The sequence below is a fragment of the Ruegeria sp. R13_0 genome (genome assembly GCF_017743995.1).
Lineage (GTDB): Bacteria > Pseudomonadota > Alphaproteobacteria > Rhodobacterales > Rhodobacteraceae > Ruegeria.
In genome coordinates, this window is sequence record NZ_JAGHRB010000021.1 from 1 (window position 1) to 14,589 (window position 14,589).

Sequence of the window (14,589 nt, forward strand, 5' to 3'; positions counted from 1 at the left end):
ACCTGCACGGCAGCAAAACCTACCGCGCGCATTTGGTTGGAGTGTTGACAAAACGCGCCGTCCAAGACTGCTCGTAAACACAATAACAATAAACCCTAAAGCCCCGGGTAAAACCCCGGGGCTTTTGCTATGGTTTTCTAACCTTCGGTAGCTTTGCAGGTTGCCAATAGGCCCCGGTGTCTTCGCGTGTTTTCTCATAGGCTTCCACGCGGCGCAGGGCGTTTTCTCCACCAGCTGCGAACAGGTGGCTGAGCAGGCATTCTAGAACGGCCATCGCTCCGGAAAAGCTAGAGAAGTGGTGCATCGACCGCGTGCTGATCTGCAGGCTCATGTCCGGGCGAATACCTGGCGCGATCATATCGCTGTCCGAGATCAGGATGATCTTCAAACCTCGGTCCGCGGCGAAGCGCATGGTTCGGATCGTCTCGGACGAATAGGGTCGAACGGTTATAGCCAGCAGACAATCATCCGGCCCCGCATCCAGCAAATCGTCGGTTGCGGACCCCATGTGACGCGGGATCAGTTGCAAACCCGGATGGGCCATGCGGCCTGCATAGTGGAAGTAATGAGCGAGCGCATAGCTTGCGCGCGTTGCTGTTATGAAGCAGCGGTTTGCGTCTAAAATAAGCTGGATCACGGCATTTGTTTTCACCGGGTCCATCAAACGTAGGGATCTTGCCACGACGTTCATTTCATTGCGTGCAAACCCTGCCTGAGCGGTGTCGAACGAAGCGTCTGTTCGCTCCGCGCTCAACCAGTCCTGATCCAAGCGACCCTCGCCATCCGTGACTAGGGCATGTCGAAAGGGGCTGCGGAAGGCGTTGTAGCTATCAAAGCCCATCCGTTGGGCGAGGCGGACGAGAACGTTTGAGCTGACACCGATCTTTGTCGCGGTCGTTCGGATCGGGTCGAGGCCAAAGTCGCCCGGATGGTCTATCACATATTTAGCTGCCGCCTGTAGTTGCGGAGGCATTTGGTCGATTGTTTGCCGGAGGGCAGAGATCAGAGGGCTGAGCGCATCGGTCATAAAACAGAAGAAAACATATGTTTTTAGAATTGCCAATTGAAAACGATCTGGATGAGCGTAGATCGAACCCACACAGAACGGAGAGTTTAATGACGTCCACCGCCCCAAAACCATATGTCCTTGTTGCTCCCAATGGGGCGCGGCGCGGGCATGCGGATCATCCTCTGCTACCGGTGAGCTTGCGGGAAACCCTTCAAACCGCGCATGACTGCCACGCAGCCGGAGCGGACGGGCTGCATCTGCATGTCCGGGATTCGGAGGGGCGGCACTCTTTGGATGCGGGGCTGTATCGTGAAGCCCTGGGTGAGTTGCGTCAGCAGTTGCCGGGTCTGGAGGTGCAGATCACGACCGAAGCGGCAGGGGTCTATGACGTAGAGGCTCAATTCGAGTGCTTGCGGCAAGTGCGCCCCACTTGGGCCTCGATCTCTGTGCGCGAAGTCGCGGAGATGGCGGATCGGGTCTACGGCCTGTGCCATGATCAGGGGACGCGCGTGCAACACATCCTCTACGATGCGGAGGACGCGGCTTTGTTGGCGCGACTGCAGGCTGAAGGCGTTGTCAGGGACGGGCAGGTGGATCGCCTGTTTGTCTTGGGCCGATATGCGACGGGGCAGGAATCCGCGCCCGAAGACTTGGATCAGTTTCCGCTAGAGGGTGGTCCGTGGATGCTCTGCGCGTTTGGGGCAAAGGAACATGCGTGTTTGCTGAAGGCCGCGCGGCAGGGCGGAGATGTGCGCGTCGGGTTTGAGAACAGCCTGACGGATTCCTCGGGTCAAACCTGGGCGAACAACGCGGCATCGGTTGAAGCACTCGTGTCGTTGATCAAAGGAGAACAAGAATGAGCCATGTGTTTCCGCGCCATACCAAAGCCGAGTTGCCCATCGCGGCAGGCGGCGACGGATGTTACCTGATTGATGCCGAGGGCAAACGCTATCTGGATTGTGGCGATGCGGCCGTGTCTTGTTTGGGTCATTCTAACCGTGCTGTGATCGAAGCTGTTCAGCAGCAGGTTGAGCAGATTGCCTTTGCCCATAGCGGTTTCATGACCTCGGAACCGGCGGAAGAGCTGGCCGATCTGCTGATTCAGCATGCTCCGGGTGATCTGGACCGGGTGTATTTCGTGTCCGGCGGCTCTGAGGCGACCGAGGCCGCGATCAAGCTGGCGCGACAGTATTTTCTTGAGATCGGTCAGCCTGAACGTCGCCATGTGATCGCGCGGCGTCAAAGCTATCACGGCAATACTCTGGGTGCATTGTCTGCGGGCGGCAATGCTTGGCGGCGGGCGCAATTCGCGCCGATGCTGATCGAGATGACCCATATCGCGCCGTGTTATGAATACGCGGAAAAGCCCGAGGGTGAGAGCAGCTTTGACTACGGTCAGCGCGTTGCGAATGAGTTGGAGCAGGAGATCCTGCGTCTTGGACCGGAAACTGTTATGGCCTTCATGGCGGAACCAGTTGTCGGGGCGACCCTCGGTGCTGTTCCGGCGGTCGAGGGGTATTTCAAGCGCATTCGCGAGATTTGTGACCAATACGGGGTTCTGCTGATCCTTGATGAAGTGATGTGTGGGATGGGCCGAACCGGGCATCTGTTTGCCTGCGATCACGATGGCGTCTCACCGGACATTCTGTGCATCGCCAAGGGGTTGGGGGCCGGGTATCAACCGATTGGAGCGATGCTCTGCACGGACAAAATCTATGATGCGATCCAACAGGGCTCGGGCTTTTTCCAGCATGGTCATACCTATATTGGCCATCCGGTGGCGACGGCTGCGGCCTTGGCGGTGGTTCGTGAGTTGACCAGCCGAGACTTGCCCGCGCGGGCCGGTGCTATGGGGGCTAAACTTCAATCAACGCTGGAAAAGGCTTTTGGGCAGCACGCCCATGTGGGCGATATCCGGGGCCGGGGCCTGTTTCGCGGGATTGAGCTGGTCGCGGATCGCGAAAGAAAAACTCCGTTCGATCCAGCGCTGGGTGTGGCTGCAAAGATCAAAAAGGCTGCAATGGCCGAAGGGTTGATCTGCTATCCGATGTCGGGAACGCGAGACGGCAAGGCCGGTGATCATATCCTTCTGGCTCCGCCCTTCATCATCGAAGAGGAGCAGATTGACGAGCTTGTCGCCAAGCTTGGCCGGGCGATCGCCGCCGTGATCTGACAATCCCGTGACAGCTCTTTCCGCCCCACGCAATTTCGCTAATTTTGGCGCGAACTGAAAAAAGGTCGCGACCATATGGTGCAGGATATTTGGCAGAGTTTCCGAGGGCTATCCCTTTGGGTTCAAATCTGGGTGGCCGTGATTTTGGTTCCGGTCAACCTGATGCCGCTGTTCTTTCTGGACCAGCCGCAGGGGGTTTTGATTGCCGCTCTTGCGATCACAGGGATGGCGTTGAACCTGCCGATCATGATTGCCGCGCGTGGGATGAGCGGGGCAATGGCCCTTCCGCATCTCCTGTGCTGGATTCCTTTGGTGATCGTGGTTGTGGGGCTTCTGAGCGCAGCAGAAACGCTCAATCCGGCCTATGTTGGATTCCTGTGTCTGCTGCTGGTTGTCGATGTCATCTCGTTGGTATTCGACGTGCGGGATGCAGCCCACTGGATGCGCGACCGTAAAACGGGATGAAAAAAGCCCCTTCGGAGGTCGAAGGGGCTTGGACATTTGCACTGATGGACCGAGTTATTTCTGCGGCAGCGGGCCGATCATCATGATCATCTGACGGCCTTCCATCTTGGGCATATTCTCAACCTTGCCCAGTTCCTTAATGTCTTCGGCAACGCGCTCCAGCAGTTCGCGACCCAGGTTTTGGTGCGCCATCTCACGGCCGCGGAAGCGCAGGGTGACTTTGACCTTGTCGCCCTTTTCCAAGAACTTATAGACGTTCTTCATTTTGACTTCATAGTCATGCGTGTCGGTGTTGGGCCGGAATTTGACCTCTTTCACCTCGATGATTTTTTGTTTCTTGCGGGCTTCGCTTTCGCGTTTCTGCTGTTCGTACTTGAACTTGCCAAAGTCCATGATCTTGCAGACCGGCGGGTTCGCATTGGGCGAGATCTCGACCAAGTCAAGGCCGGCATCGGCGGCAAGTTGCATGGCTTTGGCGGGATGAACCACCCCGACATTTTCACCTTCGGCACCAATCAGGCGGATTTCGGGGGCACGTATCTTTTCATTGACGCGCGGGCCAGTGTCTCTCTGCGGCGGCGCGTTGTGGGGTCTGCGAGCTATGGGTTCATTCCTTTGATTATTGCAGAATTTCGAGGTGGGAATTTAGACGGGTGCGCGCAGTGTTTCAAGCAGCATAAAGGCTTAAAGACTGGAAATTCCCACGATTGAACACAGGAAACAGCTGGCCGGGACCCGATGGACCCGGCCAAACAGGTTGATCAGCCGACAAATGCTTTTTCGATCACGAACTCTTTGGGCTCCGAGTTTGCGCCTTCGCGCAGGCCGAATTCCTCGAGGATTTCCTTGATGTCCAAGTTGAATGCCAGCGAACCGCAGACCATCGCACGGTCGGTTTCCGGCTTGATACCGCCTTCGATCCCCAGATCGGCAAACACGGTGCCGTCTTTCAGCAGGTTGGTAATGCGGCCCATCTTCGGGCTCTCTTCCCGAGTCGTTGTTGGGTAGTAGCGGATCTTGTCGGCAAAGCCTTCGCCCATCAGCTCGGCCAGCATTTCGTCCTGACGGATGTTTTCGATCAACTGGCGGCCATATTCCAGCTCGGCCACTTCGCGGCAGGTGTGGGTGATGATCACCTCGTCATAGTCCTCATAGGTTTGAGGCTCGCGCAGCAGCGAGGCGAAAGGGGCAAAGCCGGTGCCGGTGGCGAAGAACCACAGGCGTTTGCCGGGCAGCAGGGCGTCATGCACCAGCGTGCCCACGGGTTTGGGCCGCAGGATGATCTGGTCGCCGGGCTGGATGTGCTGCAGTTTCGAGGTCAGCGGGCCGTCCTGTACCTTGATCGAGTAGAACTCCAGCTCTTCGTCCCAGGACGGAGACGCAATCGAGTAGGCGCGCAGCAGCGGTTTCTGCCGACCAGTTTTGGGATCAGGATCGCCCATCAGGCCGATCATCACGAACTCACCCGAGCGAAAGCGCAGCGTCGCAGGGCGCGACACCCGGAACGAGAACAGGCTGTCGGTCCAGTGTTTGACCTCGGTCACGGTCTGGGTGTCCGGCAGAACGGGGGCCTTTACGGCGGTTGCTTCACTCACGGGCTTCATCTCTGTCATCGTTTCGCTATCGGTCTGCTAAACCGACATCTCCGTTTAATCTTTGATCCAAGTCAGGAAAAGGGGCGAAATGCCCCTTTAGTGTCACAAGCTGGCGATGGCGGGGTCAGCCCCGCAGGCGGGCCTGGTAGTTGTTTTCTTCCCAGTTGGCGCGGGCCAACCACTGATCTTCGGGCTGACGCGCGGCAAGCGCGTCGTCGATCTCGACCTCGTCAAAGCCGCTGCGGCGGGCCATGGCGTATTGGTCGGCCAGAACATGCCCTTTGGCGCGCAAACGGCCCGTGTAGCCTTTCAGGCGCAGCACGCGGGCAATGGTGAAACCGCGACCATCCGCCGAGGACGGGAAGTCCACCCGCACCATCTGGGCGTTGCCGAGACGGTCGATCAGTTCATCCGGGTCGGTGTCCGAAGCCACATCAAGCGCCACAACATCATTGGCCGCGTCCTCAAGCGTGACATAGCCGTCGGTCCAGTCATCGGGGGAGAACCCCTCATCCGATACAATTACGTTCATGTTTTCTCTCCGGCGCGCACCATTTTGCCATCGACAAAATGGATGCCGCATTCTTCTTTGTTCTGGTCGCGCCAACGTCCGGCGCGGGGGTCTTCGCCTTCCTTGACCGGCGAGGTGCAGGGCGCACAACCGATCGAGGGATAGCCTTTGGCCACCAGCGGATGGCGGGGCAGGTTGTTTTCATCCATATAGGCGCGCACGTCCTCGGGCGCCCAATGGGCCAGCGGGTTGACCTTGATGCGGCCAGTGCCGTCCTCGACCTCAAAGAACTCGAGCGCGGCGCGGGTGCCCGCCTGAAACCGTTTGCGACCGGTGATCCAACCGCAATAGCCGGCAAGGGCCTGTTGCAGCGGAAAGGTCTTGCGCAGGTTGCAGCACGCATCCGTATCCCGCAGACGCAGCGCGCCATAGGGGTCCTCACGCTGAATGTCCTCATCCTCGGCGCGGATGATCTTGACGTTCTTCAGGCCGAGGCGTTCGCTGACGTCTTGCTGATATTCAAGCGTTTCCGCAAACAACATCATGGTGTCAACGAACAGAACCGGCGTCATCTGGTCGACAACGGCAGCCATGTGCAACAGAACAACCGACTCGGCCCCAAAGCTTGAGACCAGAGCCAGATCGTCGATTTCCTCAATCGCCCCGTGCATGACATCATGCGCCGAGTGATGGCGGAACCGGGCGTTCAGCGCGTTGACCTTTTCGGTCAGTTCAGCGCGGTCTTTACCCAGTTCCGTCTGGATCAGGTCAAGCGGCATTGGCCTGTGCCTCGGGGTAGAGTGCAGCCTTGAAGGGCGCCATACCGACGCGGCGGTAGGTTTCCAGGAAGGTTTCTTCAGCGCTCTCCCGCTGGTTCAGATAGGCCTGCACTATGCGCTCGACGGCCGGAACGATCTCATCATAGGCAAAGCCGGGACCTGTGCGGTCGCCAATAGCCGCGGTCTCGGTGCCGTCGCCGCCCAGAGTGATCTGGTAGTTTTCGACGCCCGCACGATCCAGACCCAGAATGCCGATATGGCCGACATGGTGGTGACCACAGGCGTTGATGCAGCCCGAGATCTTGATCTTCAGGTGGCCGATATCATGCTCCAGCTTCAACTCGTCAAAGCGGGTCGCGATTTGTTCTGCAACCGGGATCGAGCGGGCCGTCGCCAAGGCGCAATAGTCCATGCCGGGGCAGGCGATGATGTCGCTGATAAGGCCGATATTGGCGGTGGCCAGCTCGTGCTCTTTCAGCTTAGCGTGGATCGCGGGCAGGTCCGATTTGTGCACATGCGGCAGGATCACGTTCTGCTCATGGCTGATGCGCAGCTCGTCATAAGCGAACTCTTCGGCCAGATCAGCCATGGCGCGCATCTGCTCGGCTGTTGCATCGCCCGGCGTTTTGCCGTGCTTCTTGATCGAGATCGTGACGATCGCGTGGTCCGCGTTCTTGTGCGGCGCGATGTTGGTGTCGATCCACGACCGGAAGACCGGATCGTTGCTGTACGCGCTTTCAAAAGACGCGACCGAGGCCTGACGGAATTCAGGCGCAGCAAAGTGCGTCTTGATCTCGTCCAGCAGGTTCATGTCCGCGCCTTTGAACTGTGGGCGAACCTGCAGAAAGCGTTCGTTGACCTTGGCACGGATGGCGTCGATGCCATGCTCGTGCACGGTGATCTTGATACGTGCCTTGTACTTGTTGTCGCGGCGACCGATCTGGTTCCACACGGAAACAGTGGCTTCGAGGTAAGCCAGCAGGTCGTCGAAAGCGACGAATTCGGACAGTTCCTTGCCGATCATCGGCGTGCGGCCCAGGCCACCGCCTACGATGACGCGGGCGCCCAGAACGCCGTCACGTTCAACCAGTTGCAGGCCGATGTCATGCGCCTTGATCACGGCGCGGTCGTTTTCGGACCCGGTGATGGCGATCTTGAACTTACGCGGCATGAACTGGAATTCCGGGTGGTCGGTCGACCACTGGCGCAGCAGTTCGGCATAGGGGCGCGGGTCGGCGACCTCATCCGCGGCGGCACCTGCGAAATGGTCCGCGGTTACGTTGCGGATCGTGTTGCCCGAGGTCTGGATAGCGTGCATGCCAACCTCAGCCAGCGCGTCCAGCATGTCCGGCACGTCTTTCAGTTTCGGCCAGTTGTACTGGATGTTCTGACGGGTGGTGAAATGGCCATAGCCCTTGTCCCACTTCTCAGCCAGCAGGGCCAGTTGGCGCATCTGCGCGCTTGAGAGCGTGCCATAGGGAATAGCAACCCGCAGCATATAGGCGTGCAGCTGCAGATACAGGCCGTTCATCAGGCGCAGCGGCTTGAACTCATCTTCCGTCAGCGAGCCGTCGATGCGGCGTTCGACCTGTGCGCGGAACTGGCGGTTACGCTCGGCCAGGAATGCTGTGTCAAACTCGGAGTAGCGATACATGTGTAGCTGTCCTTAAATGCAGCCCCGAAACCTTGGGGCCTAAATGGGGAGATAGGGGCCAGAGGTCAGGCCCGGGGCTGCGACTGTGTTTCCTGCTTGCCATGGGCATAGTTCGAGGGTCCGGTGCGGCGGAACTCCTCTCGGAAATGGGTGGGTTCGGGGCCGTTTTCACCAGCCACGGCATCGGCCAGATACGCGCCGACGATCTTGTTCGCCTGACGTGCCGCATCCAGCAAACGGACCTGCGCATGGGCCTCATCGGTGATCAGCTCGGCCTCGGACAGTTCACGCGACCAGCGGTCATCCTCGGTCTGATAGATCACGTCACCTTCGAGCAGATCGTTGGCGGTGACGACTTTAGGGGTAAAAGCGCGGGCCATCAGGCATGCTCCTTCTTGAATTCGGTCAGGGCCTGAGCCGCTTGGCGCGGGGCGAGGCCATAAAACATGAGGGCTGGGCCGTCCATCTCGGCAGCAGCCAGATCTTTTGGCAAACGATCCAGATTGGTTTCCAGAATGCGTTGGTCGGGGCGCGAGGCGTTCTCGATCAGCGTCACAGGCGTCTGGCGGTCGGCACCGTGCATGATCAGGCGCCCCTGAATGAAGCGTGCTGATTTCTTGCCCATATAGACCGCCGCAACCGATCCCTCGCGCGCAAGGGCCGCCCAGTCGTGATCCGCGAACCCCTTCATATCGTGGCCGGTCAGAAACCGAACCGAGGAGTTGCGACCACGACGCGTCAGGCTTTGACCGATCCCGGCCACGGCGGCAGAGGCCGCAGTGATACCCGGCACGATCTGCCACGAGATACCTGCGGCCGCGACCGCCTCAATCTCTTCATCCAGACGCCCGAACACAGTCGGGTCGCCCGATTTCAAACGCACAATACGTTGGCCTTTAAGGGCGTGAGAAACAAGCAGCGCGTCGATGTCTTCCTGTTTCCACGAAGGCCCGAAACCGGCCTTGCCAACATCGACCAGAATGGCGGACTGACCAGCCAGTTTCAGAACCTCTGCGCTGATCAGGCGATCATGCAGCACGACATCGGCCCGCTCAAAGGCCTTGACGGCCTTGAGCGTGAGCAAATCCGGATCACCGGGTCCTGCGCCGACAAAATCGACGTGGCCTAGGATATGTTGTGACTCCGACTGCGTCATCTTCTGTTCCAGTTGGTTTGACTTGTCCTGATATATAGGAAATATTCCCGCTATAGCGCCATATGTCGCGCCAAATAAGAACATACGTTCTGTTGGATTTGAAATTTGGAACGCTGGTTTCGAAACGTAAGGAAAATTGGAATGTCGGTGCGAATAGACGACACAGATCGGAAAATTCTGGCTGAGCTGCAGCGCGATGCCAGCCAATCTCTGGACGAAATAGCGGCGCAGGTCGGCAGTTCCAAGACGCCTGTTTGGAATCGAATCCGCAAGTTGAAGGGGGCCGGTATCATCGGCCAGCAGACCGTTTTGCTGGATGCCGAAGCGCTGGGTTTCGAGGCCACGTTCTTCGTCTTGATCCGGACCTCTGAGCATGAGGCCGAATGGCAGCGCAAGTTCCTGAAGGCCCTGCGTGATCAACCAGAAGTCCAAGAGGCCCATCGGCTGGCAGGGGACATCGACTATATTCTGAAAGTGAGGGTCAAGAATGCCCGCGCCTATGATCAGTTCTACCAACAGCTGATATCAGAGGTGCGTGTTCACAACGTGACCGCCCTTTTGTCGATGGAAGAGATCAAGTCGACCACGATGCTGCCTCTCAACGCATTGGTGGAGAGCTAGCAATAGACTGGGGGCGCTGCCCCCGCCGCCCCTGAAGGGGCGACTCCCCCGAGATATTTTTAGCCAGATGAATAAAGGATCCCATGCTTCATCTGGCCCTAAATATCCCCGCCGAAGGCATCGCGCGCCCGCGCGATTTTCCTGAATCTTTCGCCCGCCCGGAGGCAGATTTGTATCGCCTTCGCGATGGGTTGCAGTCTGGCGCAAAGCTTTTTGGAAGTTGTGCAGACTTGCCATAAGACGCCGCCAATGCAAGACCTTAGGACATGCAACGCATTTTGGTCATTGCCGGATTTCTACTGATGGTCGGAGTTTTGTCTTCGGCTGTATGGTTCTACGGCTACCGGCAGGCTGTGTTTCAACTCAGCGAAAAGGCCGAGGCGGATTTGGATCTGGCGGCGGATCGGTTGACGACGCAGTTGCAAGTCTATCAGGAACTTGCGGTGTTGATGGCCAGCCACCCGGTGCTTGAAGATCTCAATACGCTATCCGGACGCGCCACCGCGCAGGCTTTGCTATTGGAGGTCGCGGATAAAACGGCAGCGGTCGATGTTCTCTATGCCGACCGCTCCGGGGCGGTTCTGGCCTCTGCACATGAAGGAGTCGCAGGTTCGGTCCAGGACAATCCGGCCTTCACACGCGCCATGCAAGGCGCATTGGGAAGCGCACATGGCATTCTGCCGGGACCCGGCAATCGTATATTCACCTATGCTGCACCCGATTTCGATGAGAGCGGAGCGGTTATCGGGGCTTTGATCGTGATTGCTGACGTTGAGGACATTGAGCAAACTTGGCGTGGCAGCACCGAAGCGGTGTTCTTTGTCGACCACTCCGGTCTGGTCTTCATTTCAAACCGGTTGGAACTGCTGATGTGGCAACGCGTGGGTGAGGAGGTTGGCTTGACTCCTCCGGATGGGCAGATGGTTTCATTTCAGGCACGGCGTTTGGGGCCATATGAACTCTGGACGCTGGATTGGAGCCCATATCTGCCGCGTCGGGCTTTGCATCTTGTCAAGGAATTGCCGGTGATCGGCATGACCGGAGAGGTCCTGATGGATGTCGCTCCGGCCCGGCGACTGGCTGGTTTGCAGGCGGCGACAGTCGCAGCCCTCTGTTTGGCTTTCGGCGCGCTGCTGTTTCTGGCAACCGAGCGGAGGCGCACGCTGACAGAGGCGAATGCCGTCTTGGAAACCCGTGTGGCAAAACGCACCAAAGATCTGACGAAAGCAAACGCCGCACTGCGCCGCGAGATCGCAGAGCGGCAGGAGGCCGAAGCCGCCCTGAAGCGCGCGCAGGCCGATCTTGTTCAGGCTGGTAAGCTGAGCGCTTTGGGACAGATGTCCGCTGGGATCAGCCACGAATTGAACCAGCCTTTGATGGCGATCCAGCAGTTTGCCGACAATGGCTCAGCCTTCATGGAGAGAGGGAAATCCGAGAAAGCCGCGGAAAATCTGGGTCGAATTTCTCAGATGGCGGCGCGTATGGCGCGGATCATCAAGAACCTGCGCGCATTTGCCCGCAATGAAAGCGAACCGATGGGGCGCGTGGATCTGGTGCAGGTTCTGAACGCTGCTGTCGAGTTGACCGAGGCTCGGCTGCGTTCCGAAAATGTCTCGCTGGACTGGACCGCGCCCGAACATCCTGTCTTTGCCTGGGGGGGCGAGGTCCGTTTGGTGCAGGTTTTTGTGAACCTGATCAACAACGCGGCCGATGCGATGAGCCAGCAGGAAGACCGCCGTATTCAGATCGCTATTCATCCCGGCGAAAGGCTCTCGGTTACCGTGCGGGACATCGGGCCGGGGATAGAGAACACTGAAAAGCTGTTCGAGCCGTTTTATTCGACCAAGGCTGTTGGCTCTTCCGAAGGGATGGGGCTTGGGCTTTCGATCTCCTACGGTTTGGTTCAGAGCTTCGGGGGCAACATCCGTGGGATCAACACGGAAGAAGGGGCAGAGTTCACGGTCGAGCTTGAGCCTTGCGAGAAGGAGCAGGCAGCATGACGCGGGTCGTTTTGTTGGTGGATGACGACGCTGCGGTGCGCGAGGCATTGGCCCAGACCCTCGAACTGGCGGAGTATCAGCCGATTGCGGCGGGGTCTTTTGTCGCTGCCAAAGACCACATTCGGGCTGATTTTCCGGGGGTGATCCTGTCAGATATCCGGATGCCCGGGCGGGATGGGTTTCATCTGCTCAGCTACGCGCAAGAAATCGACCCGGAGCTGCCGGTGGTTTTGCTGACGGGTGAGGGTGACATTCCGATGGCGGTTCAGGCCATGGGGCAGGGGGCCTTCGACTTTCTGGAGAAACCCTGTGCTGCGGCGGACCTTCTGGCGGTGCTCGACCGGGCGTTTGACGCCCGCGCGCATATCATCCAGCAGCGGGCGCTGAAGTCCGAGCTGGAACGCGGAGACCCCGCGGCGCGGCTTTTGTTCGGCCTTTCGCCTCATGCCGAGGCCTTGCGTGAGCGGGTGCGCAGTGTTGCTCCGACTGGCGCCGAGGTACTGGTCACCGGCCCGGCGGGTAGCGGGATTTCCAAGGTTGCCGAGGTTGTGCATCTGATGTCGCCCGTTGGGCAGGGACCGTTCGTCAAACGCGCGGCGGCCGGGTTGAGCGTTCAGGAATTCATCCAAGCCTGCGAAGATGCCAAGGGCGGGTCCCTGTTTCTGGACGAGATTTCGGCCATGCCGCAATCGACTCAGTATGAAGCGCTGGACGTGATTGAGCGCGGTGCAGGGGCGCGGATTATTGCGGGCACGACCTCGGACCTGTCTGCGATCTCTGCCGAGGGCCGATTCAACGCCGATCTCTACTACCGTTTGGATGTGATGCGGGTGCGCATTCCGTCTCTGGCGGAGCGCCCCGAGGATATCCCGACCCTGTTTCGTCACTATGTTGCCCAGGCCGCCGAGCAGGCGGGGATCGCTGAGCCGGACGTGTCACCTGAGCATCTTGCAGCTTTGATGGCCAGCGATTGGCCGGGCAATGCGCGCTCTTTGATGTCCTCGGCCATGCGGTTTGTTTTGGGGATGCCCGAGGAGATTGCAGAGGCGACGGATCTGGGCTTGAACGAGCAGATGGCACGGGTGGAACGCTCGTTGCTTATCGCTGCGTTGGGGCGGCACAACGGAAAGGCCTCGGACGCGGCGAAGGCGCTGAAGCTGCCACGCAAGACGTTCTACGACAAACTGGCGCGCTATCAGATTCGGCCCGAGGACTACCGGCGATAGGGGGGGCCTCCCGCCAGCTTTGCCCGCATTTGCATGCGGTTAAAGCTGTTGGGCCAAGCAGCCCGCCAAGGCGGACTGCGGGTGGTGCCAGAGCGATTCGGAGGTGATTCGAAAAACTGTGCGGGATTCCGCACAGCCCCGTCGAGAGATGTGCGGGATTTCGCACATGTGCGCGAGTGGTCGAATTTCGTGTTTTAAATACAGGTTGTAATGTGCTGTTTTAATGCGAAAAGTCCTAACGTCGCAAAGCCTGTTACAAATTGTTGTCTCACCGTGAAGCAGTCGGTTCACTGCCGTCCATACGGTGCCGAAATGGGGCCGATGAGACAATTCGAGGAAGTCTGGGAGGAAAACAGATGAAATTCCTAACAACAGCGGCCACAGCGCTGGCTTTGACGGTAACGGCGACGGCGGGTATGGCTGCGTGTGACGACGGTGAGATCGTCGTAAAGTTCGCGCATGTGACAAACACCGACAAGCACCCCAAGGGTATCGCTGCGTCTCTGCTGGAGCAGCGTGTCAATGACGAGATGCAGGGCGTCATGTGCGTTGAGGTCTATCCGAACTCGACGCTCTACAATGATGACAAGGTTCTTGAGGCGATGCTTCAGGGCGACGTGCAACTGGCCGCACCCTCGCTGTCCAAATTCGAAAAGTTTACCAAGCAGTTCCGCCTGTTCGATCTACCGTTCATGTTCAAGAACATTGACGCAGTGGATGCCTTCCAGGCGTCGGATGCCGGTCAGGCAATGAAGGACAGCATGCAACGCCGTGGTCTGCAGGGGCTGGCGTTCTGGCACAATGGCATGAAGCAAATGTCGGCGAACAAGCCGCTGGAAACTCCGGCTGATGCAGATGGTCTGAAGTTCCGCGTGCAGTCCTCGGACGTGCTGGTTGCGCAGATGGAAGCTATCGGTGGCAGCCCGCAAAAGATGGCGTTCTCGGAAGTCTATGGCGCGCTGCAACAGGGTGTTGTCGACGGTCAGGAGAACACCTGGTCGAACATCTATGGCAAGAAGTTCTTTGAGGTGCAGGACGGCATCACCGAGACCAACCATGGTATCATCGACTATCTGGTCGTGACCTCGGTGGACTGGCTGGACAGCCTCGACCCCGAAGTGCGTGATCAATTCCTGACCATTCTGGCTGAGGTCACCGAGACCCGTAACAAAGAGGCCTTTGCCGTGAACGAAGCTGCCAAGGCCTCAATCACCGAAGCGGGTGGCATCATTCGTCAGCTGACGCCAGAACAGCGTCAGGCCTGGGTCGACACAATGAAGCCGGTTTGGGACCAGTTCGCGGATGACGTAGGTCAGGACAAGATCGACGCCGCTCAGGCCATTAACGCTGGGTTCTGATCCCAGTTCAGGCCGCGCGCTGGGGACTGGGGAGTAATCTGC

The 14,589-nt window shown here is 58.7% G+C and carries 15 protein-coding genes; 7 read left to right on the forward strand and 8 right to left on the reverse strand.

Features of this window, described 5'->3' with window-relative positions; all coding sequences use genetic code 11:
* Positions 1-127: 127 nt before the first annotated feature.
* On the reverse strand, positions 128-940 hold the full coding sequence (locus J7394_RS20380; RefSeq protein ID WP_371812105.1) for a MurR/RpiR family transcriptional regulator: 813 nt from the start codon (positions 938-940) through the stop codon (positions 128-130).
* 176 nt (positions 941-1,116) lie between these two features.
* Between J7394_RS20380 and J7394_RS20385 the strand changes: the two genes are divergently transcribed.
* The 3 genes from J7394_RS20385 (at position 1,117) to J7394_RS20395 (ending at position 3,647) form a co-directional block, all read left to right on the forward strand.
* On the forward strand, positions 1,117-1,869 hold the full coding sequence (locus tag J7394_RS20385; protein ID WP_209255829.1) for a 3-keto-5-aminohexanoate cleavage protein: 753 nt from the start codon (positions 1,117-1,119) through the stop codon (positions 1,867-1,869).
* Positions 1,866-3,182 carry an aspartate aminotransferase family protein gene (locus tag J7394_RS20390; protein ID WP_209255830.1) on the forward strand — a complete coding sequence of 439 codons (1,317 nt, stop codon included), beginning with the start codon at positions 1,866-1,868 and terminating at the stop codon, positions 3,180-3,182. Before J7394_RS20385 ends, J7394_RS20390 begins: the two co-directional genes overlap by 4 nt.
* A gap of 75 nt (positions 3,183-3,257) precedes the next feature.
* The gene (locus J7394_RS20395) at positions 3,258-3,647 is read left to right on the forward strand and encodes a hypothetical protein (RefSeq protein ID WP_209255831.1); all 390 of its coding nucleotides are present in this window, start codon (positions 3,258-3,260) and stop codon (positions 3,645-3,647) included.
* A gap of 54 nt (positions 3,648-3,701) precedes the next feature.
* Here J7394_RS20395 and infC read toward each other — a convergent pair whose 3' ends face one another.
* The 7 genes from infC to cobA all read right to left on the reverse strand — a co-directional run bounded on the left by infC (position 3,702) and on the right by cobA (position 9,342).
* Positions 3,702-4,250, reverse strand: coding sequence for a translation initiation factor IF-3 (infC, locus tag J7394_RS20400; protein ID WP_170374292.1), 549 nt, complete (start codon positions 4,248-4,250; stop codon positions 3,702-3,704).
* Between the two features lie 158 nt (positions 4,251-4,408).
* On the reverse strand, positions 4,409-5,260 hold the full coding sequence (locus J7394_RS20405; protein WP_209255832.1) for a ferredoxin--NADP reductase: 852 nt from the start codon (positions 5,258-5,260) through the stop codon (positions 4,409-4,411).
* A gap of 106 nt (positions 5,261-5,366) precedes the next feature.
* Complete coding sequence (locus tag J7394_RS20410; RefSeq protein ID WP_209255833.1) at positions 5,367-5,774, reverse strand: DUF934 domain-containing protein; 408 nt, start codon at positions 5,772-5,774, stop codon at positions 5,367-5,369.
* Complete coding sequence (locus J7394_RS20415; RefSeq protein WP_209255834.1) at positions 5,771-6,532, reverse strand: phosphoadenylyl-sulfate reductase; 762 nt, start codon at positions 6,530-6,532, stop codon at positions 5,771-5,773. Before J7394_RS20415 ends, J7394_RS20410 begins: the two co-directional genes overlap by 4 nt.
* Positions 6,522-8,186 carry a nitrite/sulfite reductase gene (locus tag J7394_RS20420; RefSeq protein ID WP_209255835.1) on the reverse strand — a complete coding sequence of 555 codons (1,665 nt, stop codon included), beginning with the start codon at positions 8,184-8,186 and terminating at the stop codon, positions 6,522-6,524. Before J7394_RS20420 ends, J7394_RS20415 begins: the two co-directional genes overlap by 11 nt.
* 65 nt (positions 8,187-8,251) lie before the next feature.
* Entirely contained in the window at positions 8,252-8,566 is a 315-nt protein-coding gene (locus J7394_RS20425) for a DUF2849 domain-containing protein (protein WP_170373575.1), read from the reverse strand.
* A complete protein-coding gene (gene cobA, locus J7394_RS20430; protein ID WP_209255836.1) occupies positions 8,566-9,342 on the reverse strand; it encodes a uroporphyrinogen-III C-methyltransferase in 777 nt (258 codons plus the stop codon). Before cobA ends, J7394_RS20425 begins: the two co-directional genes overlap by 1 nt.
* 141 nt (positions 9,343-9,483) lie before the next feature.
* On the opposite strand from cobA, the gene J7394_RS20435 reads away from it, so the two are divergent.
* From J7394_RS20435 to J7394_RS20450, 4 genes are all read left to right on the forward strand, one after another.
* A complete protein-coding gene (locus tag J7394_RS20435; RefSeq protein ID WP_170373577.1) occupies positions 9,484-9,963 on the forward strand; it encodes an Lrp/AsnC family transcriptional regulator in 480 nt (159 codons plus the stop codon).
* Positions 9,964-10,229: 266 nt separating this feature from the next.
* Positions 10,230-11,963 (forward strand): ATP-binding protein, encoded by a 1,734-nt coding sequence (locus J7394_RS20440; RefSeq protein ID WP_209255837.1) that lies wholly within the window; start codon positions 10,230-10,232, stop codon positions 11,961-11,963.
* Complete coding sequence (locus tag J7394_RS20445; protein ID WP_209255838.1) at positions 11,960-13,189, forward strand: sigma-54 dependent transcriptional regulator; 1,230 nt, start codon at positions 11,960-11,962, stop codon at positions 13,187-13,189. Before J7394_RS20440 ends, J7394_RS20445 begins: the two co-directional genes overlap by 4 nt.
* A gap of 356 nt (positions 13,190-13,545) precedes the next feature.
* Positions 13,546-14,547: a DctP family TRAP transporter solute-binding subunit gene (locus J7394_RS20450; RefSeq protein ID WP_170458080.1), complete on the forward strand. Its 1,002-nt coding sequence runs from the start codon at positions 13,546-13,548 to the stop codon at positions 14,545-14,547.
* The last annotated feature ends 42 nt before the right edge of the window (positions 14,548-14,589 follow it).